Source organism: Nocardia sp. NPDC055321 (assembly GCF_053645575.1).
In genome coordinates this window covers 267,138-281,036 of the sequence record NZ_JBSHMS010000009.1, presented here as the reverse complement: position 1 = coordinate 281,036, position 13,899 = coordinate 267,138, and the positions used below count along the sequence as shown (strand labels likewise).

At 70.8% G+C, this 13,899-nt stretch carries 12 protein-coding genes; 7 read left to right on the top strand and 5 right to left on the bottom strand.

Going from position 1 to position 13,899, the window contains the following annotated elements; translation table 11 throughout:
- Positions 1 to 15: 15 nt before the first annotated feature.
- The 4 genes from ACWIGI_RS17240 to ACWIGI_RS17225 all read left to right on the top strand — a co-directional run bounded on the left by ACWIGI_RS17240 (position 16) and on the right by ACWIGI_RS17225 (position 4,891).
- Positions 16 to 1,764 carry a protein kinase domain-containing protein gene (locus tag ACWIGI_RS17240; RefSeq protein WP_454203371.1) on the top strand — a complete coding sequence of 583 codons (1,749 nt, stop codon included), beginning with the start codon at positions 16 to 18 and terminating at the stop codon, positions 1,762 to 1,764.
- Positions 1,754 to 2,704, top strand: coding sequence for a hypothetical protein (locus tag ACWIGI_RS17235; protein WP_454203370.1), 951 nt, complete (start codon positions 1,754 to 1,756; stop codon positions 2,702 to 2,704). Before ACWIGI_RS17240 ends, ACWIGI_RS17235 begins: the two co-directional genes overlap by 11 nt.
- A 134-nt stretch (positions 2,705 to 2,838) precedes the next feature.
- Positions 2,839 to 3,759, top strand: a complete 921-nt coding sequence (locus ACWIGI_RS17230) for a hypothetical protein (RefSeq protein WP_454203369.1) — start codon at positions 2,839 to 2,841, stop codon at positions 3,757 to 3,759.
- Between the two features lie 100 nt (positions 3,760 to 3,859).
- Positions 3,860 to 4,891, top strand: a complete 1,032-nt coding sequence (locus tag ACWIGI_RS17225) for an ATP-dependent 6-phosphofructokinase (protein WP_354985157.1) — start codon at positions 3,860 to 3,862, stop codon at positions 4,889 to 4,891.
- Positions 4,892 to 4,988: 97 nt separating this feature from the next.
- On the opposite strand, the gene ACWIGI_RS17220 is transcribed toward ACWIGI_RS17225, so the two are convergent.
- Positions 4,989 to 5,189, bottom strand: coding sequence for a DUF397 domain-containing protein (locus ACWIGI_RS17220; RefSeq protein ID WP_454203368.1), 201 nt, complete (start codon positions 5,187 to 5,189; stop codon positions 4,989 to 4,991).
- The gene (locus ACWIGI_RS17215) at positions 5,186 to 6,067 is read right to left on the bottom strand and encodes a helix-turn-helix domain-containing protein (RefSeq protein ID WP_454203367.1); all 882 of its coding nucleotides are present in this window, start codon (positions 6,065 to 6,067) and stop codon (positions 5,186 to 5,188) included. Before ACWIGI_RS17215 ends, ACWIGI_RS17220 begins: the two co-directional genes overlap by 4 nt.
- A gap of 250 nt (positions 6,068 to 6,317) precedes the next feature.
- On the opposite strand from ACWIGI_RS17215, the gene ACWIGI_RS17210 reads away from it, so the two are divergent.
- The gene (locus ACWIGI_RS17210; protein WP_454203366.1) at positions 6,318 to 6,494 is read left to right on the top strand and encodes a hypothetical protein; all 177 of its coding nucleotides are present in this window, start codon (positions 6,318 to 6,320) and stop codon (positions 6,492 to 6,494) included.
- A 208-nt stretch (positions 6,495 to 6,702) separates the two neighbouring features.
- Here ACWIGI_RS17210 and ACWIGI_RS17205 read toward each other — a convergent pair whose 3' ends face one another.
- The 3 genes from ACWIGI_RS17205 to ACWIGI_RS17195 form a co-directional block, all read right to left on the bottom strand.
- Entirely contained in the window at positions 6,703 to 9,189 is a 2,487-nt protein-coding gene (locus tag ACWIGI_RS17205; protein WP_454203365.1) for a protein kinase domain-containing protein, read from the bottom strand.
- Positions 9,190 to 9,261: 72 nt separating this feature from the next.
- A complete protein-coding gene (locus tag ACWIGI_RS17200; RefSeq protein WP_354985152.1) occupies positions 9,262 to 9,921 on the bottom strand; it encodes a response regulator transcription factor in 660 nt (219 codons plus the stop codon).
- Between the two features lie 177 nt (positions 9,922 to 10,098).
- Complete coding sequence (locus ACWIGI_RS17195; RefSeq protein WP_454203364.1) at positions 10,099 to 11,319, bottom strand: sensor histidine kinase; 1,221 nt, start codon at positions 11,317 to 11,319, stop codon at positions 10,099 to 10,101.
- A gap of 167 nt (positions 11,320 to 11,486) precedes the next feature.
- On the opposite strand from ACWIGI_RS17195, the gene ACWIGI_RS17190 reads away from it, so the two are divergent.
- Together ACWIGI_RS17190 and ACWIGI_RS17185 are read left to right on the top strand one after the other, a co-directional pair.
- Complete coding sequence (locus ACWIGI_RS17190) at positions 11,487 to 12,383, top strand: hypothetical protein (RefSeq protein WP_454203363.1); 897 nt, start codon at positions 11,487 to 11,489, stop codon at positions 12,381 to 12,383.
- 116 nt (positions 12,384 to 12,499) lie between these two features.
- Complete coding sequence (locus ACWIGI_RS17185) at positions 12,500 to 13,846, top strand: alpha/beta-hydrolase family protein (RefSeq protein WP_454203362.1); 1,347 nt, start codon at positions 12,500 to 12,502, stop codon at positions 13,844 to 13,846.
- Positions 13,847 to 13,899: the final 53 nt, after the last annotated feature.

Below are 13,899 nucleotides of genomic sequence, written 5' to 3'. Positions count from 1 at the left end.
TGGAGGTTTGACGGGGTGGATGCACCGCCTTCGCGCGCGGGCGGCCGGTTCGGGCCGTACGAGTTGCGCTCGTTGCTCGGCAGGGGCGGCATGGGAGAGGTCTACGAGGCCTACGACACGTCCAAGGATCGGGTCGTCGCCCTCAAGCTGCTACCCGCGGAGCTCGCGAAAGACCCCTCCTACCAGGAACGTTTCCGCCGCGAATCGCAGGCCGCCGCCCGGCTGGCCGAACCGCACATCATTCCCATCCACGACTGGGGCGAGATCGACGGTGTGCTGTACATCGACATGCGGCTCGTGCGCGGACAGGATCTGCGCAGCCTGCTCGACGACAACGGGCCGCTGCCGCCCTGGCGCGCGGTGGGTTTCGTCGAGCAGGTCGCCGCGGCGCTGGACGCCGCGCACTACTCGGGCCTGGTGCACCGTGATGTCAAGCCCGCCAATGTGCTGGTGACCGAGGCCGATTTCGCCTACCTGGCGGACTTCGGCATCGCCCGCACCGAGGGCGACACGGCCATCACCGTGGCGGGCACGGCCGTCGGCTCCTACGCCTACATGGCGCCCGAGCGTTTCGACACCGGCCCGGTCACCGGCCGCGCCGACATCTACTCCCTCGGGTGCGTGCTGCACGAATGCCTCACCGGTAACAAGCCTTTCCCCGCGCACAATGTGAGCGCGCTGATCCGGGCGCACCTGTCCGATCCGCCGCCGCGGCCGAGCGCGCAGCGCGGCGGCATCCCGGACGCGCTGGACACGGTGGTCGCGCGGGCGCTGGCGAAGGATCCCAACGACCGCTTCCTGACCGCGGGCGAGTTCGCGCGCGCGGCCCGGATGGCGCTGGCCGGCGGCGCGGTCGCCCCGCCGCCCCCACCGCCGATGCAGCCCGGCCGCACGGTGCCGCCGCCGAACCAGCCGCCCCCCGCGCAACCCACCTCGGTGCTGCCGGTGCCGAGTTCGGATCCCACGGTGGTGCAACGCAATACCGGCACCTTCGGGCCGTACTCGACGGGCGCCTTCCCGCCCTACACCGATCAGGGCGAGCCGCCCGCGACCTCGGATCTGCCGGTCATCGTGCCGTCCGATCCGACCGTGGTGCGGGTCAGCGACTTCCACTACCAGCCGCTGCCGCAGAGTGCCCGGCCCGCGCAGCCGCAGGCGCCGGTCTGGGGGCACGCGCACGGACCGCAGCAGGATTTCCCGTACGCCCCGACGCCGGATCCGTCGCTGTACCCGACCTCCGATCATCCGCGCTACGACCCCGCCCCGCCGCCCGCCTACCGGACGCGCCGCAGGTCGGTGGCGGTGCCGGCCGCGATCGGCGTCCTGGTTGTCGCGGTCGCGGCCATCGCCGGTGCGGTGGGCTGGCAAGTCCTGGACAGCGCCCGCAACGAAGACTCTCCGACGACAGCGGCGCCGGTGGGACCGGGCTACACCGCGCCGCAGTCGCAACCGAGAACGACCGTCACGACCGCCCCGACGAGCACCGCGGTGCAGTTGCCGGCGGGCGCGACGCCGTGCCCGGTGGTGTACCCGGTGCTCAACGGTTTCACCGGCTCGGCCATCGGATCCACCGTTACCAGTTGCCCTTTCGCGGAAGAGGTACGCCGGGTGTATGCCGACTCGACTGCGGGACGACCGGGTTCGGCAAGTAGTGTTGTGGCCGTGAGCCCGGTGACCAATCGGGCCTACACGATGAACTGCACGGCGACAGGGAAATTGGTCACCTGCATCGGTGGTGAGAACGCGGTGGTGTATGTCTACTGACCCTATTCCGGCCTGTCGCAAGGCCTTTGCGCGGTGTGTTGCCGTCGCGACGCTGCTGGCGGTCTCCGCCTGCGGCGTGCAGGCGGGCACCCCGGGCCCGGCCGAACCCGCGAACCCCGCCGAGGCGCTCCCGGTCGCCGAGGCCGGCGCCTCGAACCTGTCGATGATCGCGCCGAACCTGCCCGATCTGTTCGATCTGCCGAAATCGGTCAGCCTCGCGGTGGATTTCGCGGAGTTGCAGGCCGCGCTGGACGGTCGCATGGGACTGGCCGTGATGCCGGTCGGCGGCGGCGAGATGACCGTGCTCGGCAACTGGTCGTCCGGGATCGCCTGGTCCACCATCAAGGTGCCGCTCGCGCTGGCCGCGCTGCGCAAGGACCGCGATCTGCGCGAGGTCGCCGAGGCCGCCATCACCTACTCCGACAACGATGCGGCGCAGCAGCTTTGGAACTCGCTCGGCACCGATGACGAGGCCGCCGACGCGGTGCAGGCCATTCTGCACGAGGCCGGGGACGACTACACCGACGTGGGCATGCGGCACACCCGGCTCGCCACCGTGGGCTCGGACGAACTGCTCTCCTTCGGCGCCACCGACTGGACGCTGACCGATCAGGTGCGGTTCGCGGCGCGACTGCCCTGCCTGCCGCGGGCGAATTCGGTCATCTCGCTGATGAGCGAGATAACCCCCAGCCAGAGTTGGGGTCTGGGCCATCTGTTCCGCGCGGAGTTCAAGGGCGGCTGGGGTCCCGACGACGACACCGGCATGTACACCGTGCGCCAGTTCGGGCTGATCCCCACCCTCGGCGGTCCGGTCGCGGTGGCGCTCGCCGCCGAACCCGCGTCGGGCACCTTCGAGGACGCCACCGACATGATGGACCGGATGGCATTGCTGCTCGGGGAACACCTTACGGAACTACGCGGCGGACTCTGCGAGCCGTAGGGTTCGAAAAGCGCCCATACGCACCGCATTTGACCCCGCCGCCGCGACCCACCACAATCCTTGCGATTGACGGGTATCGGCGTGTCCGCTGAAAAACGCGGGCTCGCCGATTCCCCGGAACTGGAGGTATCGGGGTGGCCGCACCGTATGCGCGATCCGCTGAACAGGGCGTACGCCGCCGCCGTAGCGCACGCGGCGCCGTGTGCGCGGCGGTGACGCTGCTGGCGGGAGTGCTGGCCGGATGCGGCGGCAGCGACCCGCTCATGGTGCCCGAGCCGACCACCACGGCCACCACGAAGACCGGTGCGGCCGCCACCCCGCTGGTGACGGTGCCCGGCACGCTGGCCTGGGAGTTCATCAACGACCTGCAGCCGACGCTGAAGGGCGAGGTGGCGCTGGCGCTGCTGCCCGTGGGCGGCGATCGCGCACTCACCCTGGGCGATTGGCGCAGCGGCCCGGCCTGGTCGACCATGAAGGTGCCGCTGTCGCTGGCCGCGCTGCGCGCGAACGCCGGGCTGGCGAGTTCGGCGAACGCGGCCATCACCTATTCGGACAACGCCGCGGCGGACACGCTGTGGCAGGCCCTGGGTTCGGGGGCGACGGCCGCGGCCGATGTCGAGGAGGTGCTGCGCGAGGGCGGTGACTCGGTCACCGAGGTGCCCGCCACGCGCACCCGCAAGGACTATTCGGCTTTCGGGCAGGCCGATTGGTCGGTCGACGATCAGCTCACCTTCGCCGCGCGACTGCCCTGCCTCCCCGAGGCGGACGCGGTGACCTCGCTCATGGGCAAGATCAGCTCGGGGCAGCGCTGGGGACTCGGCACGCTCACCGGGGCGGAGTTCAAGGGCGGCTGGGGTCCCGACACCGGCGGCAGCTACCTGGTCCGCCAGTTCGGGTTGATACCCGTGGACGGCGGCCTGCTGGCGGTGGTGATTGCGGCACAGCCCGATTCGGGCTCCTTCGACGAGGGGACCACCATGCTGACCAAGATCTCCACGCTGGTCGGCAAGCACCTGGACGAATTGCGCGGCGGGCGCTGCGCGGGCGGTTCCTGATCACCCCTTCGCACACCGGTCGGTCGGTTGGTAGTGCGTTGACCTGGGGTTCCCGGGGGTGAACCTGACGGTAACCCGAACTACGGGCAAGATAGGGCGCATGCGCATCGGAGTCTTGACCGGAGGCGGAGACTGCCCAGGCTTGAACGCGGTGATCCGTGCTGTCGTTCGTACCGCGAACGGACGCTGGGGTGATGCCATCGTCGGCTTCCAGGACGGGTGGCGCGGGCTACTCGAGGATCGAAAGATCCAGATCCTGAACAACGACCGCACCGATCGCCTGCTCACCAAGGGCGGCACCATCCTCGGCACCGCTCGCACCAATCCGGACATCCTGCGCGCCGGCCTGCCCCGCATCAAACAGACCCTGGACGACAACGGCATCGACGCCCTCATCCCCATCGGCGGCGAGGGCACCCTCACCGCCGCCAGCTGGCTGGCCGAGGAGGGCGTGCCGGTCGTCGGCGTGCCCAAGACCATCGACAACGACATCGACTGCACCGACACCACCTTCGGGCACGACACCGCCGTGGCCATCGCCACCGAGGCCATCGACCGGCTGCACACCACGGCCGAATCGCATCAGCGGGTCATGCTCGTGGAGGTCATGGGACGGCACGCGGGCTGGATCGCGATGAACTGCGGTATCGCCTCCGGCGCGCACCTGACCCTGGTGCCGGAGGTGCCGTTCGACGTGGACGAGGTCTGCGCGATGGTGAAACGGCGCTTCCAGCGCGGGGATTCGCATTTCATCTGCGTGGTGGCCGAGGGTGCCATGCCCGCGCCGGACTCGATGTCGCTGCGCGACGGCGGCATCGACGAATTCGGGCACGTGAAGTTCACCGGTGTCGCGCAGCAGCTCGCGCCGGAGATCGAGCGGCGCATCGGCAAGGAGGTGCGGGTGACCGTGCTCGGCCACGTGCAGCGCGGAGGTACGCCGACACCGTACGACCGGGTGCTGGCCACCCGCTTCGGGGTGCACGCGGCGGAGGCGGTGCACGCCGGGAACTTCGGGCAGATGGTGGCGTTGCACGGCAACGATGTGGCGCTGGTGCCGCTGTCGGAGGCGACCAAGCAGCTCAAACTCGTTCCGCAGGACCGGTATCGCGAGGCCGCCGCGTTCTTCGGCTGATCGCGAGCGCGCCGGCGCGTGGACCGGAAATATTTGGGCCGCCCCACCTGCGTGGGGCGGCCCTCCTATTTTGACATTATTCGGTCTATACCGCGCCTCAGTGGTCGAATCGACCCCGAGTCAACGCGGCGGTGAAGCGATCCCATTCGGCCGGGCCGAATACCAGGGCCGGGCCCGTGGGGTTCTTGCTGTCCCGTACTCCCACACCGGTGTCCAGGAACGCGATCTCCACGCATTCCTTGGCCCCGGTGCTGCGGGTGGTCTTGAACCATCTGACGCCGGACGGTTCGACGTTCACGTCGCGTACTCCTTCGCTGCCTTCCGCAAGAGGTCTCTACTGCTCGCCTCGTCCAGCGCCGAGCGCTGGAGAGCCTGGTACGCCTGGCGATAACGATCGACCGCGGCCTGCTTCTCCAGGTAGAGGTCGCCGAGGAAATTCTCCAGGTACACCACCGTGGGCTCGACCGGTCGGTTTCCGCCGTCCCGGCCGAAGTCCAGAATCACGAACGGCCCCACGGAATGCCCGATGGGAACGCCCGCGGAGAAGGGTAGTACACGCACAGCGATCATTGGGAGTGTCGACATGTCGGCGACGTGCCGCAGCTGTGCCGCCATCACCTTCGGATTGCCAACGACCCTGCGTAACGCGGTTTCGTGGACGATGACATCCAGGCTCGCGGGGTGACGTTTGCGGGTCAGCAGACTCTGTCTGCGGGTCTTCAACTGCACTCTGCGGTCGATTTGATCGCGTTCAGCATCCGGCCAGTAATCGCCGATGAGCACGCGCGCGTACTCGGCGGTCTGCATGAGGCCGGGGATGAGATCGGGCTGATAGGAGACCAGGCCGCGGGCCGAGGCCTCCAGGCCCACATACACGTTGAAGCCCTCGGGGACGATGTCGTCGTATTCGTGCCACCAGGACTTGACGCTGGCCTGCTGGGCCAGACTCAGGACGGCGGCGCTGAACTCGCCGTCGAAGTCGTAGACGCGGCACAGTTCCCGGATGTCCAGGACCCGGATCTTCTCCGCGTTACCGGTTTCCAGCCGCTGGAGTTTCGACTCGCTCCATTCCATCAGCGTCGCGGCTTCGGCGATCGTCATGTTGCACTGCATGCGCCCTTCGCGCAGATATCGGCCCAGCTGGCGGCGCGGCAGAGTGGAACCATGATCGGACATCGAGTCCTCCCCCACGAAGGCGGTTTTCGGTCACTGTGAACGATGCTCCCATGCGTTATGAATGCTGACCTGGCGCTTTGGGAAAGTTTCCGCCCCCGCCCGCAGTGTCGTTGCCGATCGGTGCGGGCGGTGCTGAACTGGAGTCGCGCCCGGTGAGAGCCGGAGCCCTGAATTCGGACCCACTCGTCCCCGAGCCGGGCGCACCCACCGCACGACCGGAGCGCGCGCCGCGCACCGACGGAGGGACGTCATGACCGGGCCCGTGATGTTGATCTTCGACTGCACCACCGATCCGGGCGATCTGCCCCCGGATCTGGCGCGCGAGGCGGAACAGATCCACCGGCACTGCGCCGAGCCCGAGTGCCGGGTGCTCCCCCGCGCCCGGTCGGTCTCGCGAGGCGATCCCCGCCCCTTGCAAACGATCTGAGCCGGCTCCGAGGTGGGCGGTGCCTCGCATGCCGGGCACAGGCCGATCCGGTGCCGACCAACCGACGATGGTCAGCCGACCCGACTGATCCGAGCGGTCGGAGCCGGGCCGACCGAGGCGGTCGCGGCAAGGCTGATGCGGCGGAACCGCATTGGGCCGATGCGACTCACCCGAGGTGGTCGGAGTCGACCAGCGGTCGATCGCCTCGCTACCCGAGCACCATCACGGCGAGGATCAGCAGCATCAGGGCGAGCACCAGGACCGCGAGACCGGACACCACCAGGGCGTTCACTTGAGCGCGGTCGACCTCGGTCCGCCACCCCGCATCGGCCTGCGGTGGAGCGCCGTTGGGGGTGAAATGGCCGGGTTGCGGGGAGCCGTACGCACCGCCTGGCGGGTGGGAGCCGTACTCGGGGGGCGGAGCGCCCGGCGGGGCGTGCTGTGGGTCGGCTGTGCCGAACTCGGCCGCTCCCGGAACGAAATCCGCAGGGGTCGACGCGATTTCGCCGTGCGGAGAGTCGGACTCGCGCAGAACCGGGCCGGAATCGGCTTCCGCTGTTTCGGGCACACCCGCCGCCGTACCCGCGCCCGCGTCGGACAGGAGGTCAGCCGAGTCCGGTTCGGCCTCTGAATGATCGGCGACGTGCTCCGAAACGCTTCCGCCCGAAGCCGTCTCGGAAGACGACGATTCGCCATCCTCCCGCGCGGAGTCCGCATCGGAATCCAGGGCTCTGGCGCGTTCACGATCGAAACGTCCGGCCGCCGCACCGACTCCGGCGGAGGGCACGAACGCTCCCGAACTCGGATTTCGCAGTGCCACATCGGGATAAAGGGACTGTTCGGGGCGGGGGGTGCGACCGGAATGCACGGCTTCCGAGCGGTCAGCGGAACCGCCGTCCCGATCCGAGTGAGCTGCGGAGCCTCGCTGCGCATCGGCATCTTTCGAGCCGGGAAGCACATCGGGGTCGGCATCGGCCGTCACCGCGCCGGCAACCAGGTCGGCGTTCGATACGCCGGCCGAGCGCGCGGCCGCACTACCCCGCTCAGGAAGCTCTGCGCCTGCGACACCCGAACCCGGCGCGGCGGAACCCGAGGAGGCGCCGGTGCCGCCTCCAGCGGATCGCTTCTCACCCTCGCGGCCCGGCATACGTGTGTCCGGGGCACTTTCGGCTCCGGCAGCGTGGTCACCGGCAGCCTGCGGCTCAGCGCCGGGACTGTCCGAGTCGATCGGACGGAGAGTCGCAGAGGAGGGGGCAGACTCGGCGGCCGGGTCATGCCGGGCGGCAGGATCAGATTGGGAGGCGGGGTCTGCGGCGCGATCGAGGGGCGGGGGCGAATCCGCGTAGAGGATGGCGTCGGTTACCTGGCCGGCGGCGGGAGAGTATCCGGCCTCTGCCGGATGGCGAGGGGGTGTGTGGGCATCCGGGCGGGCGAGCAGGTCCGTGCGCTGATCGTCGGAATTCGGCTGCGGCGCTCGAGGTCCCGCGGGTGCGCCGGGGTGGGGCGCGTGGGCGGCGGGCTGTTCGGCATACCCGGCAGGTTGGGGGGCGGGGCCCGCGGGCTGCGGGGGCTGGCCCGCGGGATACGGGACCTGGCCGGCGGGCTGCGGGGGCTGGCCCGCCGGCTGGGGGGACGGCGCGTACGCGGCGGGGCCGGGCGGGAGGGCGGGCTGGGCCGGGTTGGGGGCGGGGACCAGGGCGGGGTAGGCGGGGGGCGGTGGATATGCCTGGGGGGACTGGGGATTCGGGGGCGCGGGGTAGTTGTAGGGCGGGGGGTAGGGGGCGTAGGCGGGAGGTTGGGCGGGGTAGGCGGGGGGCGCGGGCGCGTAGACGGGGCCGAGGTAGGGCGGGACGGGGGTGCCGGGGGCGGCCAGGGCGCGGCGGGCGGCCTTCGCGAAGTCGGTGCTGGTGGGGAAGCGGTCGGTGGGGCGTTTGGCCATCGCGCGGGTGAGGACGGCGTCCATGGCGGTGGTGAGGCCGGGGCGGCGCAGGGAGACGGGGGGCGGCAGGAGCTGGAGGTGGCCGCGGATCAGTTCGGTCGGATGGGGAGAGTCGTAGGGGCCCATGCCGATCAGGAGCCAGTACAGGGCGCAGGCCAGGGAGTACTGGTCGGTGGCGTGATCGAGGGGCGCGCCCGTCATCTGCTCGGGCGAGGCGTAGGCCAGGGTGGCGGTGAACATCCCGGCCTGGGTGAGGTGGGTGGAATCCTCACGCAGACGGGCGATGCCGAAATCGCTGAGGAACACCCGTTCCCCGTGACCCGCCACCGCGCGGGCGAGAATGATGTTGGCTGGCTTCACATCCCGGTGCAGCACGCCCATGCTGTTGGCGTAATCCAGTGCGGCGGCGACACCTTCGATGATCTGCACCGCCCGCTCGGGCGGCAGCTGGGTGACGTTCACGCTCGCGGCGTCGACCCCGTCGACGTACTGCATGGAGATCCACAGCTGCTCGTTCTCCGAGCCGCGATCGTAGACCTCGACGATATTGGGGTGATCCAGCTGCGCGACCAGATCGGCCTCGCGCTCGAACCGGGCACGAATCTCGCGGTCGGCGAACAGTTCCCGGTTCAGCAGCTTGAGCGCGGTCAGCCGCCCCAGCCGGGGGTGCCGGGCCAGATACACCGACCCCATACCGCCCTGTCCGAGCAGTCGTTCAATGGTGAAACCGGCGAACACGTCACCGCTGTTCAACACTGTGACGACCCCCTTCCGGTGACGTACGAGTCCGTGAGCGTACCGCGCGCGGCGCCGCCGCGACCGGCCGTCTCAGCCCGGTGTGACCAGTCCCGATTCATAGGCCAGCACCACCGCCTGCGCCCGATCACGCAGGTTGAGTTTGGCGAAAACCTTCGACACATGGGTCTTCACGGTCTGCTCGGCGACGAACAGGCTCTCCGCTATCTCGACATTGGACATACCCCGTGCCACCAACTCCAGTACTTCGCGTTCGCGAGGCGTCAAGACCGATAGCGCGGGCGCGGGCGTGCGGCGATTGCGCCGCTTGGTGACATCGGCGATGAGCCGGCGGGTGACCGTGGGGGCGAGCAGCGCGTCACCCGCGGCGACCACGCGGACCGCGCGCACCAACTCCTCGGCGGGGGCGTCCTTGAGCAGGAACCCGCTGGCGCCGATGCCCAGCGCCTCGTACACGTAGTCGTCGATGTCGAAGGTGGTGAGCATGAGCACCCGCACCGGCGGATCGAACCCGGCCGCGAGGATCGCGCGCGCGGCGTCCAGCCCGTTCATCTCCGGCATGCGCACGTCCATGAGCACCACATCGGGGCGCAACCGTTTAGCTTCCGCCACAGCGGTTTTGCCGTCGGGCGCGTCACCCACCACGCTGATATCGGGCTGCGCGCCCAGCAGCGCCCCGAATCCCGCTCGCACCATCGCCTGATCGTCGGCGATCAACACCGTTATGGCCACTGCCGCACCTCACGCACGCCAACGAGTCTGCCACGCCGGGCGTGCGTGAGTGCCCGGCACCGCAGCTTCGCACCACCCGGCTCCCGGAGTGTCAGGGAACTCCCGGTTCAGGGGAGGAGGGAGAGCAGCGCGCTCGAGACAGGTAGCCACCGGGCTCCGGAGCGGCGACCGGGACCGTCACACGCCCAGGGCCGTCACCGGGTCGGTGGCGAGGGCCGTGGCGGGCAGCGGGAGCTGGGCTCGGACCTCGAAGCCACCGTCCGGGCGGGGTGCGGCGACCAGGTCTCCGCCCACGGCCGTGGCGCGGGCCTGCATACCGGTGATGCCGCTGCCCGGGGTGCCGGTGAGGTCGGTGACGCGAGCGCCGACGGCGGGACCGTTGGTGACCGCCAGGGTCAGTTCGGACGAGGTGGTGATGCGCACCCAGACCGGAGCGCCGGGCGCGTGGCGGGAGGCGTTGGCCAGCGACTCCTGCAGGATGCGGTACAGGGCGAGACCGGTGGTCTCCGGGACCGTATCGAGGCCGCCCTCCACGCTCCAGGTGAGCGGCACCCCGGCGCGCTGGGCGCCCTCGAGCAGGGTCGCGACATCGGCGGCGGCGGGTTGCGGCGCGTGTTCGGGAAGCTGACCGTCGCTGCGCAGCACGCCGAGCAGGCCGCGAATCTCGTTCAGCGCGGCGCGGGCCCCGGTGCCGATGGACTCGAACTCCTCGCGGGCGGCGGGCGAGAGACCGTCGATGCGGTAGGGCGCGGTCTGGGCCTGCACCACGACCATGGACATGTGGTGCGCGACCACGTCGTGCAGGTCGCGCGCGATCCGGGCCTTCTCCTCGAGGATGGCGCGCCGGGCCCGTTCGAGCTCGGTCTCCTCCTCCTGCCGGACCAGGGCCTGGCGCGAGACCACGACCCAGCGGATGAGCAGGCCGAAGACCACCAGGCCGGAGATGGCGATCGGCCAGCCGAACCCCGCTTCGGCGAAGCTGTCCCCCGCCTGGGCCATGGTGGTGGCGAACAGCAGCGAGGTGGATATCCACGCGACGCCGACGATCTGCAGCGGCGACCGCACCGCGACCGCGAACACCAGCGCGAACAGCGTCAGGATGTGCACGACCTGGAACGGGATGTCGCTGCCCGGCTGATGCGGCACCGCCAGCGCGATCAGCAGGGCCGAGCCGGCCGAAACCGCCCAGCCCAGGGCCGGATTGACGCGCACCAGCAGGATGGGGAACGCGGCGAACCCGGCGATGAACGGCATGGCCGCGATGGGTACGCGATGCGTGACGTGCAGGGTCGGCCACGCTATCGACAGCAGGATGAGCGCGACCGCCACGACCGAGGCATCGAACCAGTAGCGCGACATCAGCGAGCGGCGATTCTTTTTCGCCAAAGTACCGACCATGACGTCGACGGTAGAGAACCGATCCGGCCGGCGCCTCATACCGAGGGTCCAATCAGCACCCCCTACTCCGGTACCGGGCCGGGCCCCCGCTACCCCGCACCGCCCACACCGGAACCGCCCTCTGGCGTGAAGCCCCGCTCAGACCGTGATTCCTAGCGTCGTTCCCCATGAGAGCGTTCCCGAACACCCCGGGCTCCGCACCCCGCCGGGACTCCGAGCACACCCGGTCCGCGCCTGGAACGACCGCCCGCACGGCACCGGGCGAGGCCGCCGTGATGACGGCTGCCCGTGGCACCACGACGCCCGCGCACGATCCGATGCCCCGCGAGGCGTCAGCGCCCGGCAAGCCCGCCGCGGCGCACCCCGAAAACAGCCGCGCGCACGGTCCGCTGCGCCGGGCCGCGCTGCTCGCCGGCGCGAGCGCCCTGCTGTTCTCCGTCGCGGTGGTCTTCGCCCCGAGCACCTCCGCCGCATCCGCCACGCCCCCGCGCACCGAGAACGCCGGCGCCCGGACCGCCGTCCTGGCCGCCAACGCCGTCACCCCCGACGTCCTGGCCGTGCCCGCCGACTTCGCTGCAGCGGCGGGGTACCGGCCCGCCATCGAATCGGGCCTGCTGGTCAACCCCGAGGGCGGCTGCTCCTCCCCCGTCCCGCTGCCCGCCGAGTTCGAGTTGGCCTGTAGGGCACACGATCTCGGCTACGACCTGCTCCGCTACGCGGGCGACCACGGCCAGCCCCTCGGCCCCTGGGCCCGCCAGGCGCTGGACACCGCCCTCGACGAGCGCATGCACGACTCCTGCGCCGCCCGCCCGGACACCCTGTCCCGCACCCGCTGCGAGGTCATGGCCGACGTGGCCGCCACGTTCGTGGACCTGAACTCGATCCGCCAGGACTACGGCGTCCCGGTCCACGAGGCGTCCCTCTTCGACCGCGCGTCCGGCCCGCTCTCCCCCGCCGCCGGCATCGCCCTGTTCGTCACCGGACTCGGCACGGCCGCGGCGATCGCCACCCGGATCACCCGCCGGAACCGCAGGCGCTCCACCACCCCGGAGGACTCCGAATGACGATCCAGCGCCCCCGCCCCGCAACCGAATTCGGCTCCACAACCACACCCCGCTCCCCCTCGACCGATGCCGCACCGCCCGAACACCCATCCCACTCGCACCAATCGGTCCGCACGATGCCGAGGGTGTGGCGGCGGATCGTCGCGCCGCGGCTGACTGTCACGGCGGGAGTCGGGGCGGGGGTGCTGGGGTCGCTGGCGCCGGGGCTGTTGCCGCGGACGGCGTCGGCGCAGGCGATCGTCACCTCGATGCTGGTCGTGCTCGGGTTGGCGGGGGCCGGGGTGGTGCGGATCGGGTTGCGGCGCTTCGGGTTCGACGCGGCGCGGTGGCGGCGATGGCGGTCGCCGGTCCTGGCGGTGACCGTGCTCGCGGTCGCAGCCGCCGTCGCGCGGGCCGAGCACTGGCAGAACCGGTTGCGCGAGGTCATGGGTGTGGCGGCGATCGGGCCCGGCTACTGGGGGCTGTGGGTGCTGGAGTCCGTGATCATCGTCGGGGTCGTCGTCGGGCTGTGGGCCGGATTGCGCCGGCTGGTGCGGCGATTGGGGCGGCTGCGCAGCCTCGCCGGCGCCGGGGCGCTGACGCTGCTGACCCAGTTCATGATGGTGCCCGCGATCGTGGAGTGGCGGCAGGCGAGCTACGCCGCCGCCAATGCCGCCGTGGATCCCGGTGTGGTGCAGCCCGATTCGCCGACCCGGTCGGGGAGTCCGGTGTCGGCGGCCTCGTGGCCCTCGCTGGGCGCGCAGGGACGCCGGTTCGTGGCGGGGACGCCCGCGCGAGCGGTGCGGGTGTACGTCGGGCTCGAGTCGGCGGGCAGCGTGAACGAGCGCGTGGCGCTGGCCGTTCGGGAGTTGGAGCGTTCCGGCGGTTTTCAGCGGGGACACGTGGTGGTGACCGTGCCCACCGGGTCCGGGTGGATCGACGGTGACGCGGCGAAGGGGCTGGACGAACGGTTCGGCGGGGACGTGGCCCTGGTGGGCGTGCAGTACTCGAACGCGCCGAGCTGGGCCACGTTCCTGTTCGGGCGGGCGGCGGCCGAGGACTCGGCGCGCACGCTGTTCGACGCTGTCGAGGAACGGATCTCGCGGCTGGACCACCCGCCGAAGCTCTACGTCTACGGCCAGAGCCTGGGCGCGGTCGGCGGCAGCGCGATCTTCGGCAGCGACGCCGAACAGGACTATCGCACCTGCGCCGCACTGTGGGCGGGTCCGCCCGCCAACGCCGCCCACCGTGCCGGCGCCACGGTCCTGGCGAACGCCTCGGACCCGGTCGTGCACTTCTCCCCCGCGCTGCTCTGGCGCGCACCGGATCTCACCGGCACCCGGCCGGATGCCCCTGTCCCGCCCTGGATCCCGGTACTGAGCTTCCTGCAGACCAGCGCGGACCTGCTCGCCGCGCTCGACGCTCCGCCCGGACACGGCCACCGCTACGGCCTCGACCAGGGCACCGCACTCGGGTCCTGCTGAAAGCACACGGAATCGGCGAGAGCGCGCACACCCGTCATATCGCAGTGTTCAGC

Coding starts and splice junctions, on each gene's coding strand:
- ACWIGI_RS17215 (WP_454203367.1), bottom strand. CDS start 6,067: ATGTCCGATCATGGTTCCACTCTGCCGCGCCGCCAGCTGGGCCGATAT.
- ACWIGI_RS17185 (WP_454203362.1), top strand. CDS start 12,500: ATGCCGAGGGTGTGGCGGCGGATCGTCGCGCCGCGGCTGACTGTCACG.
- ACWIGI_RS17225 (WP_354985157.1), top strand. CDS start 3,860: ATGCGCATCGGAGTCTTGACCGGAGGCGGAGACTGCCCAGGCTTGAAC.
- ACWIGI_RS17190 (WP_454203363.1), top strand. CDS start 11,487: ATGAGAGCGTTCCCGAACACCCCGGGCTCCGCACCCCGCCGGGACTCC.
- ACWIGI_RS17235 (WP_454203370.1), top strand. CDS start 1,754: ATGTCTACTGACCCTATTCCGGCCTGTCGCAAGGCCTTTGCGCGGTGT.
- ACWIGI_RS17210 (WP_454203366.1), top strand. CDS start 6,318: ATGACCGGGCCCGTGATGTTGATCTTCGACTGCACCACCGATCCGGGC.
- ACWIGI_RS17195 (WP_454203364.1), bottom strand. CDS start 11,319: ATGGTCGGTACTTTGGCGAAAAAGAATCGCCGCTCGCTGATGTCGCGC.